This is a genomic window from Corynebacterium frankenforstense, from assembly GCF_030211955.1.
Classification (GTDB): domain Bacteria; phylum Actinomycetota; class Actinomycetes; order Mycobacteriales; family Mycobacteriaceae; genus Corynebacterium; species Corynebacterium frankenforstense_A.
In genome coordinates, this window is record NZ_JASODI010000013.1 from 1 (window position 1) to 24,921 (window position 24,921).

At 72.0% G+C, this 24,921-nt stretch carries 24 protein-coding genes and 7 tRNA genes; 12 read left to right on the forward strand and 19 right to left on the reverse strand.

Annotation, left to right across the window (positions count from 1 at the left end):
* Positions 1-81 precede the first annotated feature (81 nt).
* The 12 genes from QP119_RS07695 to QP119_RS07750 form a co-directional block, all read right to left on the reverse strand.
* Positions 82-840: a YebC/PmpR family DNA-binding transcriptional regulator gene (locus QP119_RS07695; protein WP_284775018.1), complete on the reverse strand. Its 759-nt coding sequence runs from the start codon at positions 838-840 to the stop codon at positions 82-84.
* Between the two features lie 180 nt (positions 841-1,020).
* Positions 1,021-1,848 carry an acyl-CoA thioesterase gene (locus QP119_RS07700; RefSeq protein WP_284775020.1) on the reverse strand — a complete coding sequence of 276 codons (828 nt, stop codon included), beginning with the start codon at positions 1,846-1,848 and terminating at the stop codon, positions 1,021-1,023.
* A gap of 16 nt (positions 1,849-1,864) precedes the next feature.
* Complete coding sequence (locus tag QP119_RS07705) at positions 1,865-2,452, reverse strand: hypothetical protein (protein ID WP_284775022.1); 588 nt, start codon at positions 2,450-2,452, stop codon at positions 1,865-1,867.
* Positions 2,452-3,615, reverse strand: a complete 1,164-nt coding sequence (locus QP119_RS07710) for a glycosyltransferase family 4 protein (RefSeq protein ID WP_284775024.1) — start codon at positions 3,613-3,615, stop codon at positions 2,452-2,454. The genes QP119_RS07705 and QP119_RS07710 overlap by 1 nt, the downstream gene beginning before the upstream one ends.
* 1 nt (position 3,616) lies before the next feature.
* The gene (locus tag QP119_RS07715) at positions 3,617-4,606 is read right to left on the reverse strand and encodes a phosphatidylinositol mannoside acyltransferase (RefSeq protein ID WP_423777778.1); all 990 of its coding nucleotides are present in this window, start codon (positions 4,604-4,606) and stop codon (positions 3,617-3,619) included.
* 1 nt (position 4,607) lies between these two features.
* Positions 4,608-5,288, reverse strand: coding sequence for a phosphatidylinositol phosphate synthase (pgsA, locus tag QP119_RS07720; protein ID WP_284775028.1), 681 nt, complete (start codon positions 5,286-5,288; stop codon positions 4,608-4,610).
* Positions 5,282-5,974, reverse strand: coding sequence for an HIT family protein (locus tag QP119_RS07725; RefSeq protein ID WP_284775030.1), 693 nt, complete (start codon positions 5,972-5,974; stop codon positions 5,282-5,284). The genes pgsA and QP119_RS07725 overlap by 7 nt, the downstream gene beginning before the upstream one ends.
* Entirely contained in the window at positions 5,964-8,045 is a 2,082-nt protein-coding gene (gene thrS / locus QP119_RS07730) for a threonine--tRNA ligase (protein ID WP_284775032.1), read from the reverse strand. Before thrS ends, QP119_RS07725 begins: the two co-directional genes overlap by 11 nt.
* A gap of 221 nt (positions 8,046-8,266) precedes the next feature.
* On the reverse strand, positions 8,267-9,556 hold the full coding sequence (locus tag QP119_RS07735) for a Dyp-type peroxidase (RefSeq protein ID WP_284775034.1): 1,290 nt from the start codon (positions 9,554-9,556) through the stop codon (positions 8,267-8,269).
* A 60-nt stretch (positions 9,557-9,616) separates the two neighbouring features.
* Positions 9,617-10,324: a copper chaperone PCu(A)C gene (locus QP119_RS07740; RefSeq protein ID WP_284775036.1), complete on the reverse strand. Its 708-nt coding sequence runs from the start codon at positions 10,322-10,324 to the stop codon at positions 9,617-9,619.
* A 4-nt stretch (positions 10,325-10,328) separates the two neighbouring features.
* Positions 10,329-10,910 (reverse strand): copper resistance CopC family protein, encoded by a 582-nt coding sequence (locus tag QP119_RS07745; RefSeq protein ID WP_284775037.1) that lies wholly within the window; start codon positions 10,908-10,910, stop codon positions 10,329-10,331.
* Positions 10,911-11,105: 195 nt separating this feature from the next.
* Positions 11,106-11,177, reverse strand: a tRNA-Val gene (locus tag QP119_RS07750).
* A gap of 396 nt (positions 11,178-11,573) precedes the next feature.
* Here QP119_RS07750 and QP119_RS07755 point away from each other — a divergent pair.
* The 9 genes from QP119_RS07755 to msrB all read left to right on the forward strand — a co-directional run bounded on the left by QP119_RS07755 (position 11,574) and on the right by msrB (position 14,984).
* A tRNA-Gly gene (locus QP119_RS07755) sits at positions 11,574-11,646 on the forward strand.
* Positions 11,647-11,670: 24 nt separating this feature from the next.
* Positions 11,671-11,742 (forward strand) — tRNA-Val (locus QP119_RS07760).
* 23 nt (positions 11,743-11,765) lie between these two features.
* Positions 11,766-11,838: transfer RNA gene (locus QP119_RS07765), tRNA-Gly, on the forward strand.
* 51 nt (positions 11,839-11,889) lie between these two features.
* Positions 11,890-11,960 (forward strand) — tRNA-Cys (locus tag QP119_RS07770).
* A gap of 17 nt (positions 11,961-11,977) precedes the next feature.
* Positions 11,978-12,049 (forward strand) — tRNA-Val (locus QP119_RS07775).
* 23 nt (positions 12,050-12,072) lie between these two features.
* Positions 12,073-12,148 (forward strand) — tRNA-Gly (locus QP119_RS07780).
* A gap of 122 nt (positions 12,149-12,270) precedes the next feature.
* Positions 12,271-13,086, forward strand: coding sequence for a pyrimidine reductase family protein (locus QP119_RS07785; RefSeq protein ID WP_284775038.1), 816 nt, complete (start codon positions 12,271-12,273; stop codon positions 13,084-13,086).
* 97 nt (positions 13,087-13,183) lie between these two features.
* Positions 13,184-14,542 carry a glycosyltransferase family 87 protein gene (locus tag QP119_RS07790; protein ID WP_284775040.1) on the forward strand — a complete coding sequence of 453 codons (1,359 nt, stop codon included), beginning with the start codon at positions 13,184-13,186 and terminating at the stop codon, positions 14,540-14,542.
* Positions 14,543-14,561: 19 nt separating this feature from the next.
* On the forward strand, positions 14,562-14,984 hold the full coding sequence (gene msrB, locus QP119_RS07795) for a peptide-methionine (R)-S-oxide reductase MsrB (RefSeq protein WP_284775042.1): 423 nt from the start codon (positions 14,562-14,564) through the stop codon (positions 14,982-14,984).
* A 102-nt stretch (positions 14,985-15,086) separates the two neighbouring features.
* On the opposite strand, the gene hemQ is transcribed toward msrB, so the two are convergent.
* Complete coding sequence (gene hemQ / locus QP119_RS07800; RefSeq protein ID WP_284775043.1) at positions 15,087-15,794, reverse strand: hydrogen peroxide-dependent heme synthase; 708 nt, start codon at positions 15,792-15,794, stop codon at positions 15,087-15,089.
* A 147-nt stretch (positions 15,795-15,941) separates the two neighbouring features.
* Here hemQ and QP119_RS07805 point away from each other — a divergent pair, with 147 nt between their 5' ends.
* Together QP119_RS07805 and QP119_RS07810 are read left to right on the forward strand one after the other, a co-directional pair.
* On the forward strand, positions 15,942-16,565 hold the full coding sequence (locus QP119_RS07805) for a DUF3000 domain-containing protein (protein WP_284775119.1): 624 nt from the start codon (positions 15,942-15,944) through the stop codon (positions 16,563-16,565).
* A 116-nt stretch (positions 16,566-16,681) separates the two neighbouring features.
* On the forward strand, positions 16,682-17,881 hold the full coding sequence (locus QP119_RS07810; protein WP_284775045.1) for a ribonuclease D: 1,200 nt from the start codon (positions 16,682-16,684) through the stop codon (positions 17,879-17,881).
* Here the strand turns inward: QP119_RS07810 and dxs are convergent.
* The 4 genes from dxs to dut form a co-directional block, all read right to left on the reverse strand.
* Entirely contained in the window at positions 17,847-19,850 is a 2,004-nt protein-coding gene (gene dxs / locus QP119_RS07815) for a 1-deoxy-D-xylulose-5-phosphate synthase (protein WP_284775046.1), read from the reverse strand. The two genes, QP119_RS07810 and dxs, sit on opposite strands and share 35 nt — an antisense overlap.
* Before the next feature lie 109 nt (positions 19,851-19,959).
* Complete coding sequence (locus QP119_RS07820) at positions 19,960-21,435, reverse strand: class I SAM-dependent RNA methyltransferase (protein WP_284775047.1); 1,476 nt, start codon at positions 21,433-21,435, stop codon at positions 19,960-19,962.
* Positions 21,436-21,441: 6 nt separating this feature from the next.
* Positions 21,442-22,326, reverse strand: a complete 885-nt coding sequence (locus QP119_RS07825; RefSeq protein ID WP_284775048.1) for a DUF3710 domain-containing protein — start codon at positions 22,324-22,326, stop codon at positions 21,442-21,444.
* Between the two features lie 43 nt (positions 22,327-22,369).
* Positions 22,370-22,804 (reverse strand): dUTP diphosphatase, encoded by a 435-nt coding sequence (gene dut / locus QP119_RS07830; protein WP_284775121.1) that lies wholly within the window; start codon positions 22,802-22,804, stop codon positions 22,370-22,372.
* A 139-nt stretch (positions 22,805-22,943) separates the two neighbouring features.
* Here dut and QP119_RS07835 point away from each other — a divergent pair, with 139 nt between their 5' ends.
* Positions 22,944-23,456, forward strand: coding sequence for a DUF3093 domain-containing protein (locus tag QP119_RS07835; RefSeq protein ID WP_284775050.1), 513 nt, complete (start codon positions 22,944-22,946; stop codon positions 23,454-23,456).
* A 94-nt stretch (positions 23,457-23,550) separates the two neighbouring features.
* Here QP119_RS07835 and QP119_RS07840 read toward each other — a convergent pair whose 3' ends face one another.
* Positions 23,551-23,844: a DUF4193 domain-containing protein gene (locus QP119_RS07840; RefSeq protein WP_284775052.1), complete on the reverse strand. Its 294-nt coding sequence runs from the start codon at positions 23,842-23,844 to the stop codon at positions 23,551-23,553.
* Positions 23,845-24,036: 192 nt separating this feature from the next.
* Positions 24,037-24,873 (reverse strand): inositol monophosphatase family protein, encoded by an 837-nt coding sequence (locus QP119_RS07845; RefSeq protein WP_284775054.1) that lies wholly within the window; start codon positions 24,871-24,873, stop codon positions 24,037-24,039.
* Between the last annotated feature and the right edge of the window lie 48 nt (positions 24,874-24,921).

Genomic DNA, 24,921 nt, shown 5'->3' on the forward strand with positions numbered 1-24,921 from the left:
CCGCGGCACCGTCCCGGGTGCCGCGACCGCGACGTCGGGTACGCGCGGACGTCGTCAATCAACGGCCCGCACGGGCGGGGCTCAGTCCTCCTCGGCGAGCTCCGCGGCGACCTCGTCGGAGAGGTCCATGTTGGTGTAGACGTTCTGGACGTCGTCCGACTCCTCGAGGGCGTCGATGAGCTTGAGCACCTTGCGGGCGTCGGCGGCCTCGAGTGGGGCGTTGACGTCGGCGCGGAAGTCCTGGTCGGAGTCCTCGACCTCGATGCCGGCATCGCCCAGGGCGGCCTTGACGGCGCTGAGGTCCTCCGGGGCGGTGACGACCTCGAAGAGACCGTCGAGCTCGTTGACCTCCTCGGCGCCGGCCTCGAGCACAGCCATCAGAACGTCATCCTCGGTCAGTCCCTCGGACTTGACCGTGGCGACGCCCTTGCGGTTGAACATGTAGCTGACCGCGCCCGAGTCCGCCATGTTGCCGCCGTTCTTGGTCATGGCGGTGCGCACCTCGGTGGCGGCGCGGTTGCGGTTGTCCGTCAGGCACTCGATGAGCATGGCCACACCGTTGGGGCCGTAGCCCTCGTACATGATGGTCTGCCAGTCGGCGCCGCCGGCCTCTTCACCCGAGCCGCGCTTGCGGGCGCGCTCGATGTTGTCGTTGGGCACGGAGGCCTTCTTGGCCTTCTTGATCATGTCGTCGAGGGTCGGGTTGGCCGAGGGGTCCCCGCCGCCCGTGCGCGCCGCGACCTCGATGTTCTTGATCAGCTTGGCGAACTCCTTGCCGCGCTTGGCGTCGTTGGCCGCCTTCTTGTGCTTGGTGGTGGCCCACTTGGAGTGACCTGACATTGATGTCCTTTCGTCGTTGGCTCACGGTGGCGAGCGTCCACGCCCCCGGCACCGTGCGGCTCGCGGTCTGTCAGTATACGCAGCACGCCCCGCGGCTCCGAACACACCCGTGCGTGTCCGTGCAGGACGCCGCGGCTCCCCGGCGCCGCGCGGGGCGGCCCGGCGCCGCGTCGCCGCGGCCTAGCGCGCCTCGTCGAGCGTGCGCACCAGGCCCTCCTGGGTGACCTGGGCGACCAGGTCGCCGGCGCGGTTGAAGATGCGCCCCTGCGTCATCGCCCGCCCGCCGTGCGCCGAGGGCGAGGTCTGGTCGTAGAGCAGCCAGTCATCGGCGCGGAAGGGGCGCAGGAACCAGATTGCGTGGTCCAGGCTGGCCATCTGCACCTTCGTGTCCGGGTGCGGCACCAGCGAAGAGTGCAGCAGCGTCATGTCCGACATGTACGCCAGGGTGCACTGGTGGAACTTCGGGTCGTCGGGCAGCCTGCGCTGCGAGCGGAACCAGACGACCTGCTGGCTGGCGGCGTACTTGTTCGGCTCGTAGCGCTCCGGGGGCACCACGCGGATGTCCCAGTCGCCCCACTCGTCGAGCAGCGCACGCGAGCCTGGCGGGCGCAGCTGGCCCTCCTCCCCCAGCTCCTCGGGGTCCGGCACCGCGCGCATCTCGTCCGAGTGGTCCGGGCCGGAGTCGCCGGCGATGTGGAAGCTGGCCTGCATGCTGAAGATCGTCTCGCCGCGCTGCACGCCGCGGACCTGGCGCGCGGAGAAGCTGCGGCCGTCGCGCAGCCGGTCGACGAGGAAGACGGTCGGCTCGCTCGAGTCGCCCGGGCGCAGGAAGTAACCGTGCAGGGAGTGCACCGGGCGCTCGTCGTCGACGGTGTTGACCGCGGCGACCAGCGCCTGGCCGGCGACCTGCCCGCCGAAGGTGCGCGTCAGCGTGCTCTCCACGGCCGGCCCCCGGAAGATCAGGTCGTCGATGCGCTCCAGCGCCAGGATCTCTTCGATACGCGCCACGGTGGCTGCCGCTCCTTTACTCTGCGTCCGGTCTCGGCTGCGGGCCGGCCTCGCGGTCCGCGCCGTCTGCTGGGCTCATTGTGTCACCCTCGACGGCGTCCCATCGCGATTCCTCGAAATATCTGGGCAACTTCGCCGTGCCGCCCAGGCGCAGCAGGCGTACCGCCGGGCGCAGCCGCAGCGCGCGCGTGACGCGCACGGCGTCGTTGTAGAAGCGCATGGCCATCTCGACGCGCGCGTTGGCCTCGGAGAGCACGGCCGGGAAGACCACACCGGCGGACTGCGCGGCGGCCAGGGCGGCCGTCAGCTCGCGCTCGCGCTCGGCGCGCGCCGGCAGCGTGCCGTAGCGCAGCGTGACGGCCCCCGCCCGCCGTGCGGCGTGGACCGCCTTATTGACGACGCCCGCGTCTGCCCCACCCGGGCGCACACCCGCGGCGTCGGCGAGCACGGCCTCGACGAGGTTGACACGGTTGTCCAGCGCGCCGGCCAGACCCTGCAGGGCGGAGTCGGTGCGGATGTGCAGCCGGTCGAGGCGCTGGGCGGTCTGCACCGCCCAGAAGATCACGAGCGTGACCAGGACGGCCGGGACGATCCACCAGTCCATCAGCCCACCGTCACCTTCGTGCCGTCGGTGACCGTCTCGTAGACGGCGAGCACCTGGCGGGTCACGGTCTGCCAGTCGTAGCGCACGGCGCGCGCCCGCCCGGCGGCCGCGAGGTCCCTGCGCGCGGCCGGGTCGTCGACGAGCCGGTCCAGCGTGACGGCCAGCGCCGCGGAGTCGCCGGTGGCGAAAAGCGCCCCTGCGGGCCGGGCGGTGTCGCCGGCGCAAACGGCGTTGAAGGCCTCGAGGTCGCTGGCCACCACGGCACAGCCGGCGGCCATCGCCTCGACGAGCACGATGCCGAAGCTCTCCCCGCCCAGGTTGGGGGCGACGTAGATGTCGGCTGCGGCGAGCAGGCGGGCCTTCTCGGCGTCGCTGACGCGGCCGACGTAGCGCACGCCGCGGGCGGGCCGGGCCCGCCCGGAGCCGATGACGGTCACGTGCACCGGGGTGCGCGAACGCATGGTCTCCAGGGCGGCGAGCAGCACGTCGAGGCCCTTGCGGGACTCATCGAGGCGGCCGAGGAAGACCAGTTCCACGGGGCGGGCGGGCTCGGCGTCCGCGTTTCCGGCGGCGCCGGGCGCCACGGCGTCCGGGCCATCAGCGCCGGCCGCCTCCTCCGCCGCGCGCCGCGCGCGGGCGAAGACGCCGGTGTCCACCCCGTTGGGAATGAGCACCGGGTCGCCGCCGAGCTGCTCGACCTGCCAGCGCCTGGCCATCTCGGAGACCGCGATGCCGCCGCGGATCTTCTCCAGCAGCGGGCGCAGCACCGGCAGCGCGGCCTTGAGCACCTTCGAGCCCGAGGCCGAGGCGTGGTAGGTCGCCACGATCGGTCCGTGGGCGCGGGCGAGCGCGACCATCGAGTAGCTCGGCGAGTTCGGCTCGTGGATGTGCAGCACGTCGAAGTCGCCCTCGCGCAGGAAGCGGTCGACACGCCGGCGCACCTGCGGGCCGATCGAGAGCCGGGCGACCGAGCCGTTGTACGGGATCGGGATCGCCGGGCCGCCGCGGTGGACCCACTCAGGGATCTCGGCGGTCTCGGAGGCCGGGCCGATGGCCTCGACGTGGTGGCCGCGGGCGCGCAGCTGGGCGCCGAGCTCGAGGACGTGCGCCTGCACGCCGCCGGGCTCGTCGAAGGAGTAGGGGCAGACCAGGCCGACGCGCATCTCAGGCCCCGCCTTCCGGGGTCTCGGGCTGCCCGGCCCCACGGGCAGCACGCGCGCCGCGGTCGGAGCGGTGCAGCGCCTCGGCGTCGGCGGCCTGCCGCGCCCGCTCGGCGCGGCGCCGCTCGCGGTCGGCCGGCCACAGCGGCTGCAGCATGTGCCAGTCGGCCGGGTGCGCCGCGATGTTCGCGGCGAACTGGTCGGCGACCTCCTGCTGCATCTCCTCGCGGGTGTCCACGGCCACCTGCTCACCGACGGAGAAGCCCCAGCATTCCTCGGTGAACCAGCAGTGCACCACGTGCAGGGCCGCGCCGGTCTCGCGGGCCAGATCCACCGAGCCGGTGGGCATGGTGGTCTCCTCGCCGAAGAACCGCACGGGCACGCCGTGGCCCTTCAGGTCGCGCTCGCCGACCAGGCAGACCACGCCGCCCGCCTTGACCACCTCGCGCAGGCGCTCCATCGGCGGACGCCCGCCGGCGTGGGCGAGCACCTCGAAGCCGAGGCTGTTGCGGTAGTCGACGAAGGCGTCGAAGAGCGCCTCGGGGCGCACCCGCTCGGCGACGGTGGTGAAGCCGGTGTAGCGGCCGACCAGGAAGGCGCCGGCCATGTCCCAGTTGCCGGTGTGCGGCAGCACGAGGACCACGCCCTTGCCGCGGCGGAAGGACTCGGCGAAGCGCTCCTCACCCTCGACCCCGGTGGCGAGCCGGTCGATCAGGTCGGGGTCGCCGGCGATCGAGGGCAGGCGGAAGGCCTCGGCCCAGTAGCGCGCGTAAGAGCGCACGGAGTCGCGCACCAGCCGGCGGGTGACGTTCTCGGGGCCGACCACGCGGGCGAGGTTGCGGCGCAGCTGCTCCATGCCGCGGCCGTCGTCACTCGCCCTGTCGGCGCCGAAGCGGAAGGCGGCGTTGACCCACCTCTCGGGCACGAGGCGAACCAGCCGCCACCCGGCGAGGTAGCCGAGGGCGGCCAGGTCGTCGCGGCGGGGCAGGCGCACGCTACTCACCCTCCCGACCGGTCTCCGCCGCATCGTCGGGCACCTCGGCCGCTCCGGCCGGCGGGGCGATGCGCCGGCCGGCCTCCGGGTCGCGCGAGGCGCGCCACAGGCGCTGGCAGACGGTGAACGCCGAGCCGAGGGCGAGCAGCCAGACGGCCACCTCGACGGCGTGCGGCACGCCCAGGCCTTCCAGGCCCAGGCCGAGCAGGCCGACGATCAGGCGCTCGGCGCGCTCGACGAGCCCGCCGTTGATCTTCAGCCCGCCGGCCTCGCCCCGGGCCTTGACATACGAGATGACCTGCGAGGTCACCAGCACCACCAGGCCGGCGGCGACCGTGGACCGCGCGGCGTCGTCGACGTAGACGAGCCACCAGACCACCGCGGCGAACAGCGCGCCGTCGGTGATGCGGTCGCAGCTGGCGTCCAGGGTGGCCCCGTAGGCGGTGCCTCCCCCGGACAGCCGGGCCATGGTGCCGTCGATCAGGTCGAAGCTGGCGAAGACCGTGCACAGCACGGCCGCGGCGAACAGGTGCCCGGTCGGGATGAGCACGAGGATCGCCGCGCAGGTCAGCGCCGTGCCGGTCAGCGTGACCGTGTTGGGGCTCACACCGGTGCGCATCACGGCACGGGCTACCGGCTCGACGACGACGGCGGCCGGACGCCTGCCGCGCACGCTCAGCATGTGCGCCCCCAGGCGTCGGCGAGCAGCTGCCGGGTCTGCGAGAGCAGCTGCGGGAGCACCTTCGTGCCGCCGAGGACGGTCATGAAGTTCGCGTCGCCCGACCAGCGGGGCACGATGTGCATGTGCAGGTGGCTGCCGACGGAACCGCCGGAGCCCTTGCCCAGGTTGAAGCCGACGTTGACGCCGTCCGGGTTCGAGACCCGCTTGACGGTGCGCACGGCCTCCTGCGCGAAGGACATCATCTCGTGCGACTCGGCCTCGGTCAGGTCCTCGAGGTCGGCGACCTTGCGGTACGGGATGACCATCATGTGCCCGGCGTTGTACGGGTACAGGTTCAGGATGCAGTAGACCGTCTCGCCGCGCGCCACGATCAGCGACTCCTCGTCGGAGTGGCGCGGCGCGTCCACGAACGGGTCGTTGTCGCGCTCCCGCTTCCCGGCGGCGGAAGCGTCAGCTTCCTTCGCGTCAGCTTCCGCCGCGGCCTCGGCGCGCGCGGCGTCGTCAGTCGAGGAACCGTCCGGGCGGGTGGTGATGTAGTTCATCCGGTAGGGCGCCCACAGGCGCACCAGCCCGTCCGGCTCGCCCACGCCGCGGTCGACGTAGGTGCTTGACGACGCCGCGCCCGCGACGTCGCCGGCACCCGCGCCGTGGGCGCTGCGAGACGTCTCGTCTGCCTCACTCGCCATCGGCGGCCTCCGTGCCGAGCAGCTTTTTGAGCGACTCGGCGATCGGCTGGTCGTTGCGGCGCGAGCGCACCCACTCCTCGATGGCGTCGACGGCCTTCTCGACCGGCACGCCGTTGACCTGGGAGCCGTCGAGGAAGCGGAAGCTGACCGCGTTCGCCTCGACGTCGCGGCCGCCGGCGAGCAGCATGAACGGCGACTTGCCGGTGGTGTGGGTGCGGATCTTCTTCTGCATGCGGTCGTCCGAGGTGTCGACCTCGGCGCGGATGCCGCGCCCGCGCAGCTGTGCGGCGACGTACTCGAGGGCCGGGACGAACTCGTCGGCGACCGGGATGCCGACCACCTGGTGCGGGGCCAGCCAGGCCGGGAAGGCGCCGGCGTAGTGCTCGAGGAGCACGCCGAAGAAGCGCTCGATGGAGCCGAAGAGCGCGCGGTGGATCATGATCGGGCGCTGCTTGGAGCCGTCCGGGGCGGTGTACTCGAGCTCGAAGCGCTCCGGCAGGTTGAAGTCGAGCTGCACGGTCGACATCTGCCAGGTGCGCCCGATGGCGTCGCGGGCCTGCACGGAGATCTTCGGCCCGTAGAAGGCCGCGCCCTCCGGGTCCGGGACCAGGTCGAGGCCGGACTTGGTGGCCACGCGCTCGAGGATGCTCGTCGAGCGCTCCCAGATCTCGTCGGAGCCGACGAACTTGTTCGGGTCCTTGGTGGACAACTCCAGGTAGAAGTCGTCCAGGCCGTAGTCGCGCAGCAGGGAGATGATGAACTCGAGCACGGAGGTCAGCTCATTCTCGAGCTGGTCCTCGGTGCAGTAGATGTGCGCGTCGTCCTGGGTGAAGCCGCGGGCACGGGTCAGGCCGTGGACCACGCCGGACTTCTCGTAGCGGTAGACCGTGCCGAACTCGAACAGCCGCAGCGGCAGCTCGCGGTAGGAGCGCCCGCGCGAGGCGAAGATCAGGTTGTGGAACGGGCAGTTCATCGGCTTGGCGTAGTAGTCCTGCGGCTGCTTGGTGCAGTTGCCCTCCGCGTCGTACTCGCCGTCGAGCTGCATGGGCGGGAACATGCCGTCGGCGTAGAAGTCCAGGTGGCCGGACTTCTTGAACAGGTCGCCCTTGGTGATGTGCGGGGTGTTGACGAAGGAGTAGCCGGCGGCCAGGTGGCGGCGTCGCGAGTGCTCCTCCATCTCGAGGCGGACGATGCCGCCGTCCGGGTGGAAGACCGGGAAGCCGGAGCCGACCTCGTCGGGGAAGCTGAACAGGTCCAGCTCCTGGCCCAGGCGGCGGTGGTCGCGCTTCTCGGCCTCGGCGAGCATCTGCTCGTACTCGGCCAGCTTCTCCTTGGACTCCCAGGCGGTGCCGTAGATGCGCTGCAGGCCGGCGTTGTTCTGGTCGCCGCGCCAGTAGGCCGCGGAGGTGCGCGTCAGGGAGAACGCGGGGATGTAGCGGGTGGTGGGCACGTGGGGGCCGCGGCACAGGTCGAACCACTCGACGTCGGCGGTGCGCGGGTTGACGTTGTCGTAGGCGGTCAGCTCGCCGGCGCCGACCTCGGTGGCCTCGTCGGAGTCGGGGTCGACGTTGCCCTTGTCGTCGATGAGCTCGAGCTTGAACGGCTCGTCGGCCAGGGCCTGGCGGGCCTCGTCCTGGGAGGCCCACACGCGGCGCTCGAAGCGCTGCCCGGTCTTGATGATCTTCTTCATCCGCTTCTCGAGCTTCTTCAGGTCCTCCGGGGTGAAGGGCTCGGCGGCGTCGAAGTCGTAGTAGAAGCCGTTCTCCACGGCCGGGCCGATGCCCAGCTTGGTGCCCGGGAACTCGGCCTGGACGGCCTGGGCGAGCACGTGCGCGCAGGAGTGGCGGATCACGGCGCGGCCGTCGGCGGAGTCGGCGGGCACCGGGGTGAACTCGGCGTCGGCCTCCGGGACGTGCGAGAGGTCCTTGAGCCGGCCCTCGGCGTCCTTGACCACGACGATGGCCTCGGGGCCCTTGTTCGGCAGGTCGAGCTCGCGCAGGGCAGCGCCCACCGGTGTGCCCGCAGGTACGGTGAACGGCCGGTAGGTACGGGACTCACTGGTTAATGCCATGGGAGGTAGGCGCTCCTTCTTGCGCTCACGCGGTGGCGCCATACCGGGACGCGGCCGCTGGTGGGTTCTTCCCCCGCGTTCACCCCGCACACCGTAGAGGCGCACGGGGTCGCGGACAGTCAAGCATCCTACCCGGCGGCCCCTGCCCCGCCCAGAGGCGGGCGCGCGGGCCCGGCCTCCCCCGCTTCCCCCGGTGTCGGGGCGTCAGCCCCGACACGGCCTTAAGCCTCGAGCAGGCGCTGGCCCCAGTAGGTGTCCCCGCCCTCGCCGACTCCCGGCGGCAGCGCGTAGACCGAGGATCCGATGTGGGTGATCCACTCGTTGAGGCGGTCGCCGCCGTCGAGACGGCGCTGGATCGCGCTGAACTGCTTGTCCGGGTTGCGCTGGTAGCACAGGAAGACCAGCCCGGAGTTCGAGGCGTCGCCGCTGCCCGGTTCCGGCTCGAGGTCGTAGGTGTAGGGCCGGCGCAGCAGGCGCTGCTCGCCCTGGTACTTCTCGTCGTCGCGCGAGAGCGCCATGTGGCTCTTCGGGTCGATGACCGGAAGGCCCGTCTCGTCGGTCTTGGTCAGGTCCGGCTCGGTGAACTCGTCGCCGCCGGACAGCGGCGCGCCCTCGGGCAGGTCGCGGCCGATGACGACCTCGCGGGAGTTGCGGTCGAGCTTCTCCCACTCGTCCATGTGCATGGCGATGCGGCGGGCGACCATGACGCTGCCGCCGTCGAGCCAGTCGGGCGCGCCATCGGCGGCGGCGTCGATCCAGACCTGCTGGTCGTACTCCTCGTCGCCGTGCGGGTTGACGGTGCCGTCCTTCTGGCCGAAGAGGTTGCGCGGGGTGGTGCCGTCGGCCATCGAGCCGTCGGCGTGGCTGAGCCCGCGCTGGAACCAGCGGGTGTGGGCGTAGTCCACCCCGGAGCGGATCATGTGGCGCATCGCGTAGGCCACCGAGATGGCGTCGTCGCCGCAGATCTGCAGCACCAGGTCGGTCTGGCCCCAGCGCGGGTCCAGGTCGTCGTGTTCGAAGGCGGGGATGTCGTGCAGGAACTCCGGGCGCTTGTCGGTCAGGCCGATCTTGTCGAAGAGCGGCTCGCCGAAGCCGACCGTGATGGTCAGGTTCGCCGGGATCTGCACCATCTCCGGCTCGAGCCCGCCGACCGGGTTCTGCCCGGTGCACAGCGCGCGGGCGTCCTCGGTCCACAGGTTCATCAGCCGACGCACCCCCGCGCGGTCCACGCCCTCGTTGAGGTCGAAGGAGATCAGCGCGAGGTTGGCCTGCGAGGCGGTCTGCACGCCGGCCTGGTGGGGCCCGTCGAAGGCCACCGTCCGACCGGCCAGCGGGGCGGCGTCCGCCCCGGGCACGTCCGTCGCCTCATCCCCCGTGCCGCCCTTGGCGGTCTCGCCGCCGGGACTGGCGCAGGCCACGGCGGCGGCGCCGACGGCGCCGACCCCGGCTCCGAGGAACCCGCGGCGCGAGAGGCGGTGGATGTGCTGGTTGCGGTCGTTGGTGTCAGTCATTGCCTTCTGTTCGAGCTCCCTCAGTGTGGCCCGTACGGGCCGTCGGTGCCCCGGGTGGGCCTAGTGACCCTCGTGGCCCTCGTGGCCGGAGTGGTCCATGCCCTCCATGTTGCCCGAGTCGCCGTGGTCCATGCCTTCCATGCCCTCGTGGCCGGAGTGGTCCATGTCCTCCATGCCCTCCATGCCCTCGAGGCCGCCGTGCTCCTGGCCGGCGAGGTCGCCGTAGTCCTCGTCGCCCGGCAGCAGGGTGCGCACGGGCACGTCCTTGGCCTCGACGGTCGCGCCGTCGGCCAGCTCGAAGGTGATGTCGACGGTGTCGCCGGCGGCGACCGGGGTTTCGTAGTCCATGACCATCAGGTGGTCGCCGCCCGGCTCGAGCACGCGCTCGCCGTTGGCGGGGATCGTCATCGGGGTGGTCATCTCCTGCATGACACCGTCGACGGTCTCGTGCATCTGGTTCTTCGGCGCGCCCAGCGAGGTGGTGAAGCCGGTGATCGACAGGTCGCGGTCGGTGTGGTTGACCAGGGTGCCGAAGATGCCGGTCATGTGGTTGTCCTCGCCCTTGGCACGCACGACGGCTTCCTCGAAGGTCAGCTCGGAGTCCGCAGCCTCGGTGGTGCTCTCGGCGGCCGAGGTCGACTGGCTGCTCTCCGCGGTGGTGGCCTCGGAGTCCTGCTCGTTGGCGGGCGAGCAGCCGGCCAGGGCGAGGGCGGCGGTCGCGGTGAGCGCGGCCAGCATCATCGGCGAGCGCTTGGACAGGTGCTTCATCGAATTACTTCTCCTTGTTAGAGGACGTCGTGGAACGAGTGAACCAGACGATCACGGCACCGAGGACGGCCAGCAGCGCGACCCCGCCGAGGGCGATCCACAGCCAGGAGGAGGGTCCCTCCTCGGCCGCGGCCCCGTCGGGGGCGTCCGCGGTCTCCCCGGTCGAGCCCTCGGCCCCGGCGGAATCGCCGAGGACCGTGAACTGCGTCTTGCCGCGGGTGGAGTGCCCGTCCGAGGACGTGATCTGGAAGCCGACCGTGTAGGTGCCCGGCCCCGGGTCGATGCCCTCGGGCACGTCGATGGCGACGAATCGCCGGTCGAGCTCGGGCTTGCCGCTGAACAGGACCTCGCCGCTCTCGGCGTCCGAGACGGCCACGGTGTTGAAGTTCGGGCGCGGCTCGCCGGAGAACTCCAGCGTGATGCGCTCCGGGAAATTGTCGACGCTCGCGTTCACACCCGGGTCTGCGTCGATGACGCTGTCGTGGGCGGTCGCCGTGGGCGCCGCCGCCGCGGCGCCGAAGACGCCGGTCAGGGCGGCTGCGGCGGCGACGAGGCCGGCTCGTGCACGGTGCGCGGTGTCTCTCAAGGTTCTCGGGGCCTTTCCTTCGACTGCGGCCCGGTCCGTCCGGGCCCGGGCACTCCGGCTTAGTTGTCGGCGCGCCCGGTGTCCCAGTTCCCCGTCGGGGTGAAAGAGGGGGTCCGCCGTATCGGGTTCGACGGTCGATTCTACCCCGGAGATGCAAAAGATCCCGCACCCCTGATCGGGGGCGGGATCTGACGGTGGTCCCAGCTGGGATCGAACCAGCGACCTTTCCGGTGTGAACGGAACGCTCTTCCACTGAGCCATGGGACCGAACGACTCACAGCGGGCGACACGGCCCGTGCGGTGCGCTGTACAAGTTAACACGCCACCTCCTCGCCGACCTAATCCGCAGGTGGACCGGAGTGCGCTGACCACCCACCACGGCAGCGTACGCGCACGGGCGTGCGACGCGGCGTCGTCAAGCACACGTGGCACACACGCACACGCCGGATAACCCTGCACGGGGGGGGCGCGCCGGACGCGGCGGGGGACGCGTCCGGGCGGGCGACGGGGAGCGGCAAAGCGAGCGGAGGCGGGCACCGGTGCGCCGGAGCGCGCCCGCGGGGGCCGTCAAAACCGCGCGACGCTGGGGATTTGTCTTAGGCGACCGGAACCAGATAGAGTTTGTCCTCGCACAACGGCAGGCGCCGCCTACCGGATGGGCGTGCGGATGTAGCGCAGTTGGTAGCGCATCACCTTGCCAAGGTGAGGGTCGCGAGTTCGAGTCTCGTCATCCGCTCCGGGAATTTCGATTCCCTTCCCCGCGCGATTAGCTCAGGGGGAGAGCGCTTCCCTGACACGGAAGAGGTCACTGGTTCAATTCCAGTATCGCGCACAGAGAACCTTCGGGTTCTCGATGCGGATGTAGCGCAGTTGGTAGCGCATCACCTTGCCAAGGTGAGGGTCGCGAGTTCGAGTCTCGTCATCCGCTCCGGTACCCGGTTTTCCGGGCACCCAATCAGGTGGGCCGAGGTCCTCCTGCGGTGGAATGGCCGAGTGGTGAGGCAACGGCCTGCAAAGCCGTGCACACGGGTTCGATTCCCGTTTCCACCTCGTAGTTCATCTACCCCGCGCGATTAGCTCAGGGGGAGAGCGCTTCCCTGACACGGAAGAGGTCACTGGTTCAATTCCAGTATCGCGCACAGAGAACCTTCGGGTTCTCGATGCGGATGTAGCGCAGTTGGTAGCGCATCACCTTGCCAAGGTGAGGGTCGCGAGTTCGAGTCTCGTCATCCGCTCCACCACCCCGCCGGTCCTTTTCAGGGCCGGCGGGGTTTTCCGTGTCCGGGGCCGGTCGGTCTGGACTCGGGTGGGGACTGTCCGGCCGGGACCGGCGGCCGCGGAGCGCGGCTAGTCTCGGGGTATGGACTCCGAGGACACACACCAGCCCCGCGGCACGGACGACGCCACCGCGACCGGCCCCGACGCGCTACTCGATGAACTCGTCGGCCCGGACACGCCCGCCCACGGGGAGACCGGCGCCCCGGCAGCCGGCGGCCGCCCGGCCGAGGTCCGCGCCATCATGGTCAGCGCCCTGACCGGGTCCGCGGCTGTCGACGGGACCTCGGGAGGACTCGGCAACGACCTGGACGCCGCCCTGCTCGCCGCGGTGCGCCAGTGGGCCGACGCGGTGCTCGTCGGTGCGGGCACCGTGCGCGCCGAGGACTACGGCCCGGTCTGCCCCGACCCCGACTACACCGCCCGGCGCGCCGCACGCGGCCAGGCCGCGGCCCCGGTGCTCGCGGTGCTCTCCGGCTCACTGGCCCTCGACACGTCCGCCCGTCTCTTCGCCGCCTGCCGCGGCGAGGCCCCCGGCGCGCGCCCGCCGCTGATCCTGACCGACTCCTCCGGCGCCGCCTCCGCGCGCGCCGAGACGCTCCGGAGTGCCGGAGCCGAGGTCGTCGACACCGGTGGAGGCGACGTGCGCGCCGCCGTCGACACGCTCGTCGCGCGCGGGGCGCGCCGCATCGTCTGCGAGGGCGGGCCGAGCCTGCTGGGCGCGGAGATCTCCGCCGACCTGATCGACGTGCTCTACCTGACCCTCTCCCCCGTCCTCTCCGGCGCGGTCGAGCAGCCCCTGGTCACCGGCGCGGAGACGACCGCCCGCCCGATGGAGCTGGAGAACCTGCACCGCGACGCCGACTCCACGCTCTTCCTGCGCTACCGCCGCAGGCGCTGAGTCGCGCGTCGGTCGCCGAGCCGTGCCCCGGGCGCCGGACTCGCGCCGCGCGCCGGGGCTGCCGGGAAGGCCCATTCCATTCAGTAGGGTGGACCGCGTGAAATCTCTTCGCAGCGACCCGTTCGCCGGCTTCTGGGTCGGCGCCGTGCCCGCGGCCGACGCCGCGGGTCGCGCCACGGCCCCCGCACAGTCCGCCGACTCGACTGCCGGGCTGCGCGACCTCGGCCGCCACGACGGCCTGCTGCGCGTCATCCTCTGGCCGCTGGCGGTGCTGCTGGTCGTGCACACCGTCCTCGTGCGCGCCGTCGCCGGCAGCGTCACGGACGACTTCACCACGGTCTACCTCGCCGCGCGCCGCTTCCTGGACCGGGTGCCCGTCTACGACGAGATCTACCACCACGTCGACCCGCACTACCTCTACAACCCGGGCGCGACCCTGCTGCTGAGCCCGCTGGGGATGAGCCACCACCCGAACGCGGTGCGTATGGTCTTCATCCTCGTCGGTGCCGCCGCGATCATCGCTGCACTGGCCTGGCTGACCCGTCTGTTCGGCTACCGCGCCACCTCGGCCGTGCTCCCCCTGGCCGTCTGCGCGGCGTTTCTGACCGAGGCGGTGCGCAACACGCTCGTCTTCGCCAACATCAACGGCGTCCTCCTGCTCGTCTTCGTCGCCTTCCTCGCCTGGCTGCTGCGCGGCCGCGACTGGGCCGCCGGCGTCGCACTCGGCCTGTGCATCCTGATCAAGCCGATGTTCGCCCCGCTGATCGTGCTGTGCATCGCCGTGTGGCGCTGGCGAGCGGTCATCGCCGCAGTCGCCGTGCCGGTCGTGGCCAACCTGGTCGCCTGGCCGCTGGTGCCCGGCGCCGGTGACTACCTGACCAAGCTCGCCCCGTACCTCGGCGAGGTCCGCGACTACGCCAACAGCTCGCTTCCCGGCATCGCCGTCTACTTCGGCTGGCCCGGGTGGCTGCGGCTGACACTGACCGCCGTGTGCGCCGCCGCGGTGGCCGTGGCCGTCATCGTGCTGGCCCGCTACCGCTTCACCGCTCCCCTGATGTGGCTGATCACCTCGTCGTCGGTGCTGCTGGCCGGGGTGTTCCTGCTGTCCTCGCTGGGCCAGCAGTACTACTCGATGATGCTCTTCCCGCTGGTCTTCACCGTCCTGCTGGAGCGCTCCGTGGTGCACAACTGGCCGGCGTGGGCCGCCCTGGCCGCGGTCTTCTCCCCCTTCGACTGGGACGCCGAGGCCTGGGGCCGGTGGGGCCGCTGGGTCGGCCAGTTCGCCAACACCGCCGGCTGGGCGACACTGCTCGCCGTCGCCGCGGCCGTCGCCGTGGCCTGGTGGCGCTCCGAGCGCGCCACGGGCGACCGGGCTGCCGGGCCAGCCGGGGTCACCGGCGACGCCCGGAAATACCGCACCCGCCGCGTACGCTTCAGTGAGAGGCAGCGCAAGTGAATCCCCGAGGAGGCAGACCGTGACCGACTTCAAGATGATCTCCGACGCCGAGTGGCGCGAGCGCCTCAACGACGAGGAGTACCGGGTGCTGCGCCAGGCCGGCACCGAGGCGCCGTTCGTCGGCGAGTACACCGACACCACCACCGAGGGCGTCTACAGCTGCCGGGCCTGCGGCGCCGAGCTGTTCCGCTCCGAGCACAAGTTCGCCTCCCACTGCGGCTGGCCGGCGTTCTTCTCCCCGCTGGCCGGCGACCGCGTCGTCGAACGCACCGATGACTCGCTGGGCATGCGCCGCACCGAGGTGCTCTGCGCCAGCTGCGGCTCCCACCTGGGCCACGTCTTCGCCGGCGAGGGCTACGACACCCCGACCGACCTGCGCTACTGCATCAACTCCGTGTGCCTGACCCTCGAGCCCGCCGAGGGCGAGGCCGGGGACAGGTAACCGCGCAGCCGAGACAGCGGGACCCGCGCACACAGCGAAGCGAGAGAGGACCGCCGGTGGGATTCCACCGGCGGTCCTCTCTCATGGACCTGTCAGAGCCTCCTAGGGCAGCAGGTCGACCATCGCCGAGATGTCCTCGTAGCGCTGGCCGCTGTAGAACGGGATCTCCACGCGCACGTGCAGACGGGCCTCGGTGTAGCGCATCTGGTGCATCAGGTCGACGATGCGGTCGAGCTTGTCGGCCTCGAAGTTGAGCATCCACTCGTAGTCGCCCAGCACGAAGGCGGTGGTGGTGTTGGCGCGCACGTCGGCGTAGTCGTGGGCGTTCTGGCCGTGCTCACGCAGGATCTGCGAGCGCTTCTTGGCGTCCATGTAGTACCACTCGTAAGAGCGCACGAACGGGTAGACCGTCATCCACTCGCGCGGCTCCTCGCCCATGACGAAGGCCGGCAGGTGGCGCTTGTTGAACTCCGCGGGGCGGTGGACGCCGTTGCCGGTCCACACCAGCTCCGAGGCGCGGCCCAGGGCGGTGTCGCGGCGGAAGGAGTTCAGCGCCTTCTGCAGGTCGGTGAACGTCTCGGCGTGCCACCACACCATGAAGTCCGCGTTCGCCTGAATGCCGGAGGTCAGGTAGACCCCGCGCACCGTGACGACGCCCTCCTCGGCGAGCTTGTCGAAGAACTCCTGCGCCTCACGGCCGACCTCAGCGCGGTCGGCGGGAAGCTCACCGGGCAGGGTGCGGAAGACCGCGGTCTGGATGTAGGCCTGGAGGCGGTTGAGCGCCACGTAGTCGATGTCGTTGTCAGCCATGCCGACGGGACCCTCGCTTTCTGGTGATGTCTCGGGAAACCGAATTGGGTCCATCATAAGTTGTACTTCGGACGTCGCGCCAACCGACCCGCGCAACGGCGCGCCTCCCCCGCAGCCGCGCGGGCACCCGTTAGCTTGGGGGTCGTGATGTTTTCCGAGCAGTCTACGATTCCGCCGTCCCGGGACGGCCGCGCGGACGACGAGGCACTGCCCGCGGACTTCTCCGCCGCCGTCGAGTCCCTCTACCACGCGCGCCTGCGCGACGAGCTCTCGCTCGGCACGATCCGGCCACCCCAACGGCTCGCGCCCTACAGCCACGCGGTCGGCCTCGAGGTCGACCGCGGCGAACACCCCGATGACCCGCAGACCGACTCGGACGGCGACGCCTTCGGCCGGCTGATCCTGCTGCATGACCCGCAGGCCGAGGAGGCCTGGGACGGCTCGATGCGGCTGGTCGCCTACATCCAGGCCGACATGGACGACGAGGTCGCCTCCGACCCGCTCTTGCCCGACGTCGCCTGGCAGTGGCTGACCGAGGGACTGGAGAACCTCGAGGCGGGCCACACCAACCTCGGCGGCACGGTCACCTCGACGTCCTCGATGCGCTTCGGTGAGATCGGCGGCCCGCCGCGCGCCCACCAGCTGGAGATGCGCGCCTCCTGGACCGCCACCGGCACCGACCTGTCCGCGCACGTGGAGGCCTTCGCCGACGTGCTCGCCCACGTCGCCGGCCTGCCGCCCGAGGGTGTGCGCACCCTCGGCGCTCACTGACGGTGGGCGGCGCGGGGCCCGTCCGGGGCCGGGCCCCGGGCAAAGGCCAGGCCCGGGGTCAGACGCACGCGGAGCCCTTCCACACCGAGGCCGAACCCGCCGACCTGCTGCCTCGGGTGCTCGACACCCCGGAGCTCTTCGCCGCCGGCGCCAAGGTGCTCGCCGAAGGCCGCGGCCCCTTCGCCGTCGACACCGAGCGCGCCTCCGGCTTCCGCTACGACGACCGCGTCTTCCTGCTGCAGGTGCGCCGCCGCGGCGCCGGCACCCTGCTCTTCGCCCCGGAGGGCCGCCGCGAGAAACTGACCGCGGCACTTGCCCCCGTGATGACCGGCGCGGACTGGATCGTGCACGCCGCCGTCACCGACCTGCCGCCGCTGGCCTGGCTGGGACTCGTCCCCGGCCGGCTCTTCGACACCGAGCTGGCCGGGCGCCTGCTCGGCTACGACCGGGTCAACCTCGGCGCGCTGCTCGAGTCCACCCTGGGCGTGCACCTGGACAAGGGCCACGGCCAGGAGGACTGGTCGACGACCCCGCTGCCCGAGGACTGGCTCGTCTACGCCGAGGGCGACGTCGCTTACCTGCTGGAGCTGGCGGACTTCCTGGCCGAGGCGCTCGACAACGAGGGCAAGCTCAGCTGGGCCGGAGAGGACTTCGACCATATCATCGCCACCCACACCGACCCCGCCCCCGAGCGCGACTGGAAGAAGACGAAGGGGCTGCGCCGCCTGCGCCGCCCCCGCCAGCTCGCCGTCGCACGTGCGCTGTGGCAGACCCGCGAGGACCTCGCCGTCGCCGAGGACAAGAACCCGGCGATCCTGCTTCCGGACAAGGCGCTCGTCGCCTTCGCCGCCGCCGGGGTCTCCGACGCCGACCGACTGCTCAACACCGCACGCCTCAAGCCCACCCAGTACCGCCGGGTTGCCTCGCGCATCAGCTTGTGGGCACGCACGGCCGCCGAGGCGCTCGCCTCGGACCCGGCGGACTGGCCGCGCCCGGCCCCGCGCCACGACTCGATCCCGCCGCACTCGCACTGGCCGGAACACCACCCGCAGGCCGCGGAGGCCTGGGAGAAGATCCACGAGAACCTCCTCGAGCTCTCGGTGGAGCTGGGCATGCCGGTGGAGAACATCGCCGCCCCGAAGGTGCTGCGCCGTGCCGTGTGGGAGTCCACCGAGGGCCACCAGCTGCACTCGGTGAGCGAGCTGGTGGACTTCCTCGTCGACTACGGGGTGCGCGACTGGCAGATCGAGCTGGTCGTGCCGGCCTTCACCGCCGCGGTGTTCACCGCTGACGGGGGTCGTCGGCGAGGCTGGTGATCCAGCCCTCGATCGAGGTGCGCATGCCCTCGGCGTCGAGACCGACCTCGGAGAGCAGCTGCCCGCGCGAGGCGTGCAGCGGGTAGACGTCCGGGAAGGCCAGGTGGCGCACCGGGGTGTCGATCTCGGCGGCCTGCATGGCCTCGGCCAGCTGGGAGCCGATGCCGCCGCGGATCACGCCGTCCTCGACGGTGACCACCAGGTCCGCGCCCGCTGCCGCCTCGAGCAGCTCGGCGCGCACCGGCGAGACCCACCGCGGGTCCAGCACGGTCACCGCGACGTCTCCGCCGCGGTCCACCCGGTTCTCCAGCCCGTCGACGGCCTCGAGCACGGTGCCGGCGAGCGCGCCGATCGAGACCACGAGCAGCTGGAACGGGTCAGCGGCCTCCTCGGCGGCGGCGCCCTCGGCGCCGCCCACCGCAGCCGCGGCGTCCGCGCCCGCGTCACCACGCGCGGCGTCGTCAATCGGCCCCGTCTCGACGAGCACGTCGGTGCCGCCGTCGGTGCGGCGCAGCGTGGGGATGTCCGAGGGCTTCTCGCCCTTGGGGAAGCGCACCACGGTCGGGCCGTCGGAGACCTCGATGGCCTCGTCGAAGAGCTCGACGAGCTGCTGTCCGTCGCGCGGGGCGGCCAAGCGCAGGCCGGGCACCAACGAGGTGATCGCCATGTCCCAGACACCGTTGTGGCTCGCGCCGTCCGAGCCGGTCACCCCGGCGCGGTCGAGCACGAAGGTCACGGCACGGTCGATCAGCCCGACGTCCATGAGCAGCTGGTCGAAGCCGCGGTTGAGGAAGGTCGAGTAGAGCGCGACCACCGGGTGCAGCCCGGCCAGGCTCATGCCGGCGGCGCTGGTCACGGCGTGCTGCTCGGCGATGCCGACGTCGTAGAAGCGGGAGGGGAACTTGTCGTTGAACGCGGAGAGCCCCGTCGGCCCGCCCATCGCGGCGGTGATGGCCACCAGGTCGGGCCGGCGCGCCCCGGCGCGGACGAGCTCGGCGGAGAACGCCGAGGTCCAGCTGGGCCCGGCGACCTTGCGGGACTTGCCGGTCACGGGGTCGATGACCCCGGTGGAGTGCATCAGGTCCGGCGACTCGGTGGCCGCCGGGGCAAAGCCGCGGCCCTTCTCGGTCACGGCGTGCACGATGATCGGGCCCTCGAACTCGCGGGCGTAGCGCAGCACGTTGCCCAGTGCCTTGAGGTTGTGGCCGTTGACCGGCCCGATGTACTTGATGCCCAGCTCCGGGAACATCTGGTCCGGCAGCACCTGGGACTTCACGCCCTCCTTGAAGGCGTGGAGGGCCTCGAAGGTGCGCTCGCCGACCCAGCCGAGCGACTTCAGCGTCGACTTGCCCTGCTCCATGACGCGGTCGTAGGTGCGCAGCATGCGCAGGTCCGCCAGGGCGTCGGCGAAGCCGCCGATGGTCGGCGAGTAGCTGCGGCCGTTGTCATTGACCACGATGACGACGTTGCGGTCGCGGCCGGCGGCGATGTTGTTGAGCGCCTCCCAGACCATGCCGCCGGTCATCGCGCCGTCGCCGACGACGGCGACGACGTTGCGGTGCGGCTCCCCGCCCAGGGCGAAGGCCTTGGACATGCCGTCGGCCACGCTGAGTGCCGCAGAGGCGTGCGAGGACTCGGTCCAGTCGTGCTCGGACTCGGCGCGGCAGGTGTAGCCGGACAGGCCGCCCTTCTGGCGCAGGGTGTCGAACTGGTCGGCGCGCCCGGTGAGGATCTTGTGCACGTAAGACTGGTGGCTGGTGTCGAAGATCAGCGGCTCGCGCGGCGAGTCGAAGACGCGGTGCAGGGCGACGGTCAGCTCGACCACGCCGAGGTTGGGGCCGAGGTGGCCGCCGGTGGCGGAGACCTTCTCGATGAGCAGCCGCCTGATCTCCGCGCACAGCTCATCGAGGTCGCCGGGTTCCAGCGCCTTGAGGTCGGCGGGAGAGGAGATGGTGTGGAGAATTCCCATGGGGGTCAGCTCTGCTCCTTCGTGTACCGGGTGACACCGCCGGAGACGGGCCGCCTGCCACCCCCTGATGGGGGCGGCTGACACCCTACGGCGCGTTCCCTCGATCGTACTAGCGTGCCGCGCCTCCGTGGCCGACGGGGGCGGTCTGCGCCGCATCCCCCGCGGCAGAGAGCCGCGCGGTCTCCTCGGCGGCGGCGTTGCCTGCGGGGTCGGCGGGCTCGAGCCGGCAGACGACCTCGAAGTGGTGGGTGCCCGGGAAGGCGTCCACGAGCTGGCAGTCCGTCAGCCAGTAGCCGTTCTTGCGCCAGTCGGACAGGTCGCGCGAGAGCGTGGCCGGGTCGCAGCCGACGTGGACGACCACACCCGGGTGGGCGGCGGCCACGGCGGCGACGACCTCGGCGCCCGCGCCGGTGCGCGGCGGGTCGAGGACCACCGCGTCCGGGTGGGGCAGTTCGGCCATGGCGCGCTCGACGGTGACCGGGTGCACGTGGTGGTCGATGCCCTTGAGGGCCGGCTGGCTGCCCGCGCGCGCCGAGGGCGAGGAGTCGACGGTGTGGATCGCCGCGCCCTCCCCCAGCGCCGCGGCCAACGCGGGTACGAACAGCCCGACGCCGCCGTAGAGGTCCCAGCCCACCTTGGGTGCGTCGCCTTCCTGATCGCCGACGCCCGCCGCGTCGGCGTCCAGGCCCTCAGGCGCGGTTGCCGAGCCGTCCGAGGCGGGCTTTCCGGCGTCCTCGGCGACGCGCTCGCGTCCCGCCTCTGCGGCCACGCTGTCGCGGCTGGCCGCGGGCTCGGCGGCCACGAAGCGCTCCACCAGCCGCGAGTAGGCGGCCGGGGCGGCGACGTGCGCCTGCCAGAAGGCGGGGGCTGCGACGCGGAACTCGCGGCCGGCGACCTCGATGCGGCCGGCCTCGGGGCCCTCGATGATCTCGGAGACGCGCTCGGCGCGCCGGCCGCGGCCGGTCTTGCGGGTCTCGACGATCTGGCGACCCTCGTCGGTCTGGGCGACGATGACCTGCGCGTCCGGGGTGAACCGGCGCGCGCCGTCGCCGACCACGCCGTCGAGCAGCCCGGGCAGCACCTGGGAGCAGACGGCGTCGGTGACCAGCTCGTGCGAGCGGGCCTTGTGCAGCCCGGCGCGGCCCTGGGAGTCCACACCCAGGCGCACGCGGGTGCGCCAGCCGGTCACGGGGTGCAGGGCGGCGGACTCGACGGCGGGTGCGGTGGTGAACCCGCCGAGGCGGGTCAGCTGGTCGCGCAGCACGTCGACCTTCAGGCCGACCTCGGCGTCGGGGTCTACCACGCCGTAGTCGCAGCAGCCGGCGCCCTTCGCGGCCGCCGGGCAGCGCTGCTGCACGCGCAGCGGGGAGGCCTCGAGAATCTCGACGGCGTCGCCGCGGGCAAAGCGCTTCTTGGCCTGGGCGATGCGCACCGTGCAGGTGTCGCCGGGCAGGCCGCCGCGGACGAAGACGACGCGGCCGGCGACGGTGCCGATGCCCTCGCCGCCGTGCGCCATGCGCTCGACGGTGACCTGACAGGTGTCGCCGGAGGCGAGGTGCTCGGGGTGGCTGGTGGACTCAGTCATGTGCGATCACGCTTCCGTGGTGCCGCTGGGCTGACCGGCGCCACCACCCGGGTTCTGCTGGTTCTGCCGGGCCTGCTGGGCCGCGCGCTGCTTCATGGCCTGCTGCAGTTGCTCGACGAGCTGCGCGGGCAGCGCGACCGGCAGGGAGTTGCCGGCGAGCACCGGGTCCTGGCCGCGGTAGACGAAGGTGCGGGCGAACAGGTCGCGGGCCTCGTCGGCCAGGTCCTGCTCGTGGCCGGTGGGGGCGGCGAGGGTGAAGCGCAGCATCCAGCGCGGGCCGTCGACGCCGATGAGGCGCAGCTGGCCGTTCTCGTTGGGGGCGACGATCTCGCGGCCCCAGGGCCCGTCGACGATCTCGGGGGCCAGGCCGTCCTCCTTCATCTTGGCCACGATCTCGGTGACGGTGGTGCGCCACTGCCCGCCGGAGCGCGGGGCGGCGAAGGCGACCGGGGTGATGCGGCCGTGGCGGGTGACCACGTGCAGCATGCGCGGGCCCTGCTCGCCCATCTCGACCTGCACCTGGGAGTCCTTGGGCAGCGGCAGGCGCAGCGAACCGAGGTTGAGCACGCCGGAGGCGAAGTCGGAGAAGTCGAAGTCCTCGATGTTGACCGAGTCGCCGTCGAAGGGGCCGGTCTCCCCCGTGCCGGAGACCTGGACGTCCTCGCCGGCGCCCGCCTCAGCGGCGGCGTCGGCGGTGCCCGCGGACTGCGCCATAGCGTCAGCGGCCGCGTCCTGCGCCGCGGCGGCGTCGGCCGCGGTGTCGTCCACCGCGGCGCCGGCGCCGTTCCCGGCACCCGCGGCGCCCTCAGCGCCGACGCCCGGCGCGCCGGCGTCCTGCGCGGCGTCCCCGTGCTTGTGCTTGTCCTTGTTGCCGAAAGGCCAGATCGCCATGTGCTCCTCGCTCCCCTTGTGGTTGTCGTCGGTCCCGTTGGCTTCAGTTCAGCCCGGTCGAGCCGTGCCCGCCGGTGCCGCGTTCCGTCTCGCCGAGGTCGTCGGCCTCCGCGAAGTCGACGAGCTCGACCTTCTGGACCAGCAGCTGGGCGATGCGCTCGCCCCGGGCGACGTGGACGGTCTCGTGCGGGTCGAGGTTGATCAGGCTGATCTTCAACTCGCCACGGTAGCCCGCGTCGATGGTGCCCGGGGTGTTGATCACGGTCAGCCCCTGGCGGGTGGCCAGACCCGAGCGCGGGTGCACCAGGCCGACGGTGCCGGCGGGCAGCGCGATGGCGATGCCGGTGCGCACCAGGCGCCGCTCGCCGGGGACGAGGTCGACGTCCTCGGCGCTGCACAGGTCCGCGCCCGCGTCGTCGGGGTGCGCGCGCTTGGGCAGCGGCATGTCCGGGTCGATCCGGCGCACGCGCACGGTCATGTTCGGGTCCAGGGTCTCACTCACGGCCCCCACGATACGGTGCGCCCCGCGCGGCGCGCACCACCGCGCCGCCACACCCCGGCCCGGCCCCCGCGCCCGGGGTTCTGCGCGGCCGCGGCCTCCAGTAGACTCTGCGGGTGTGACTGAGACGGCGAACAATCAAGCGAAGGTGCTCTACCGCGAGCGCCAGTGGGTGCCCTTCTACTGGTGGATCCTGGCGTTCCTCCTGGTCGCGCTGCTGACTGCCCAGTTCGCGCACAACCGCACGATCACCTGGCTGATCGTGCCGGCCGTGGTGCTCTCCGCCCTGGCGGTGTGGGTGCTCGTCTCCCTGTCCTCGACGGTGCTGCAGGTCGAGGAGGACGCGGACGGCACGCGCTGGCTCTTCGCCGGCGACGCGATGCTGCCCGGCGACGTCGTCTCACGCTCCCTGGCGGTGCCCGCCAACGCGAAGCGCAACGCCATGGGCCACCAGCTGGACCCGGCGGCCTTCGTCGTCTCCCACGGCTGGGTCGCCGAGATGGTCATGCTCGTCCTCGACGACCCCGACGACCCGACCCCCTACTGGCTGATCGGTGCCCGCCACCCCGAGCAGCTGCTGCAGGCCTTCCTTCCCGGCCAGGCCGAGGAGGCCACCCGCACGCTGCGGTAGGCGTCCCCCCAGAAACGCGGTAGGCGCCCCACCTGAAACGAAATTGCCGACGTCGCGCTGCGCGACGTCGGCAATTTTCTTGCGCTCTGCGGGACTAGGCGCAGTCCTTGCAGACCGGGGAGCCGTCGGCCTCGCGGTGGTCGAGGCGGGCGGTCTTCTGCACCAGGAAGCACTCCGAGCAGGTGAACTCGTTGGACTGGCGCGGGACGACCTGGAGGTTGAGCTCCTCGCCGGAGAGGTCGTTGCTCGGCGGGTCGAAGGAGTCGACGATCTCGCCGTCCTCGTCGATCGGCGAGGAGGCGGCCTCGGCGGCCTTCAGGCCCTCCAGGGAATCCGTCTCGAGCTCATCGTCCTCGCGGCGACGGGCGTTGTCGTAATCGGTGGCCACGGCAGCCTCACTACTCCCTCACAAGGTTGGGGTCGCCCCACCTGCCTGCGGGGCGGACGACGTGTTCTTGGTGGCGGATACTAAACCACACACGCCCGCCTGTCATATATCCACGCCACGCGGCGTTTTCCGCGGGTGTAACCCGGGCCCGGGGCGGCGCCCGGCGAGGGTCCCGCCCCGGGGACGGCGGCGTCAGTGCAGCGGGGCGAGCTGGGCCGGCATGGCCAGCTCGTCGAAGAGGTCCCCCAGCGCCGGGTCCAGGGGGCCAGCCGCGGCGCGCAGCAGGCGGTACTCGGAGCTGGGCACCGAGAGCGCCGGGGCGTCGACCACAGCGCCGGCCTCCTCGGCGATGACGGCGCCGGCGGCGAAGTCCCAGCAGCTCAGGCCGTACTCGTAGTAGGCGTCCACGCGCCCCTCGGCCAGGCGGCACAGATCGAGGGCGGCCGAGCCGGAGCGGCGGATGTCGCGCACCCGCGGCAGCAGGTCGACCAGGAGCTCGGCCTGGCGGCGGCGCGCGCGGGAGGCGTAGGCGAAGCCGGTGGCCACCAGGGAGCGCTCCGGGTCGGTCTCCCTCGAGACCGCGAGGGTCTCGGTGCCCTGCGGATCGGTGCGGGTGGCGCCGGCACCCCGGGCGGCGCTGTAGAGCGCGTCGGCCGAGGGGTCGTAGACGGCGCCGGCGACGACCTCGCCGTCGACGGCCGCGGCCACGGAGACGGCGAAGGCGGGCAGCCCGTAGACGAAGTTGACGGTGCCGTCGATCGGGTCGATGACCCAGGAGACCCCCGAGTGGGAGGCGACCTGGGAGCCCTCCTCGCCGATGACGCCGTCGCCGGGGCGCAGGCGCGCGATCTCGCCGACGATGAACTCCTCGCTCATCGTGTCGACGACGGTGACCGGGTCGACCGGCGAGGACTTCGTCATGGTGTAGGCGCGCACGTCGCCGAGCTCGGCGCGCCGGGTGCGCACGCGCACGCCGGCCTCCCGGGCGATCTCGGCGGCCAGGTCGCGCAGCTCGGTCGGCTCAGTCATCTTCTCCGTCTCACTCCTCGAGGTGGTGGGGCCCGCCCCGGCGGCGCC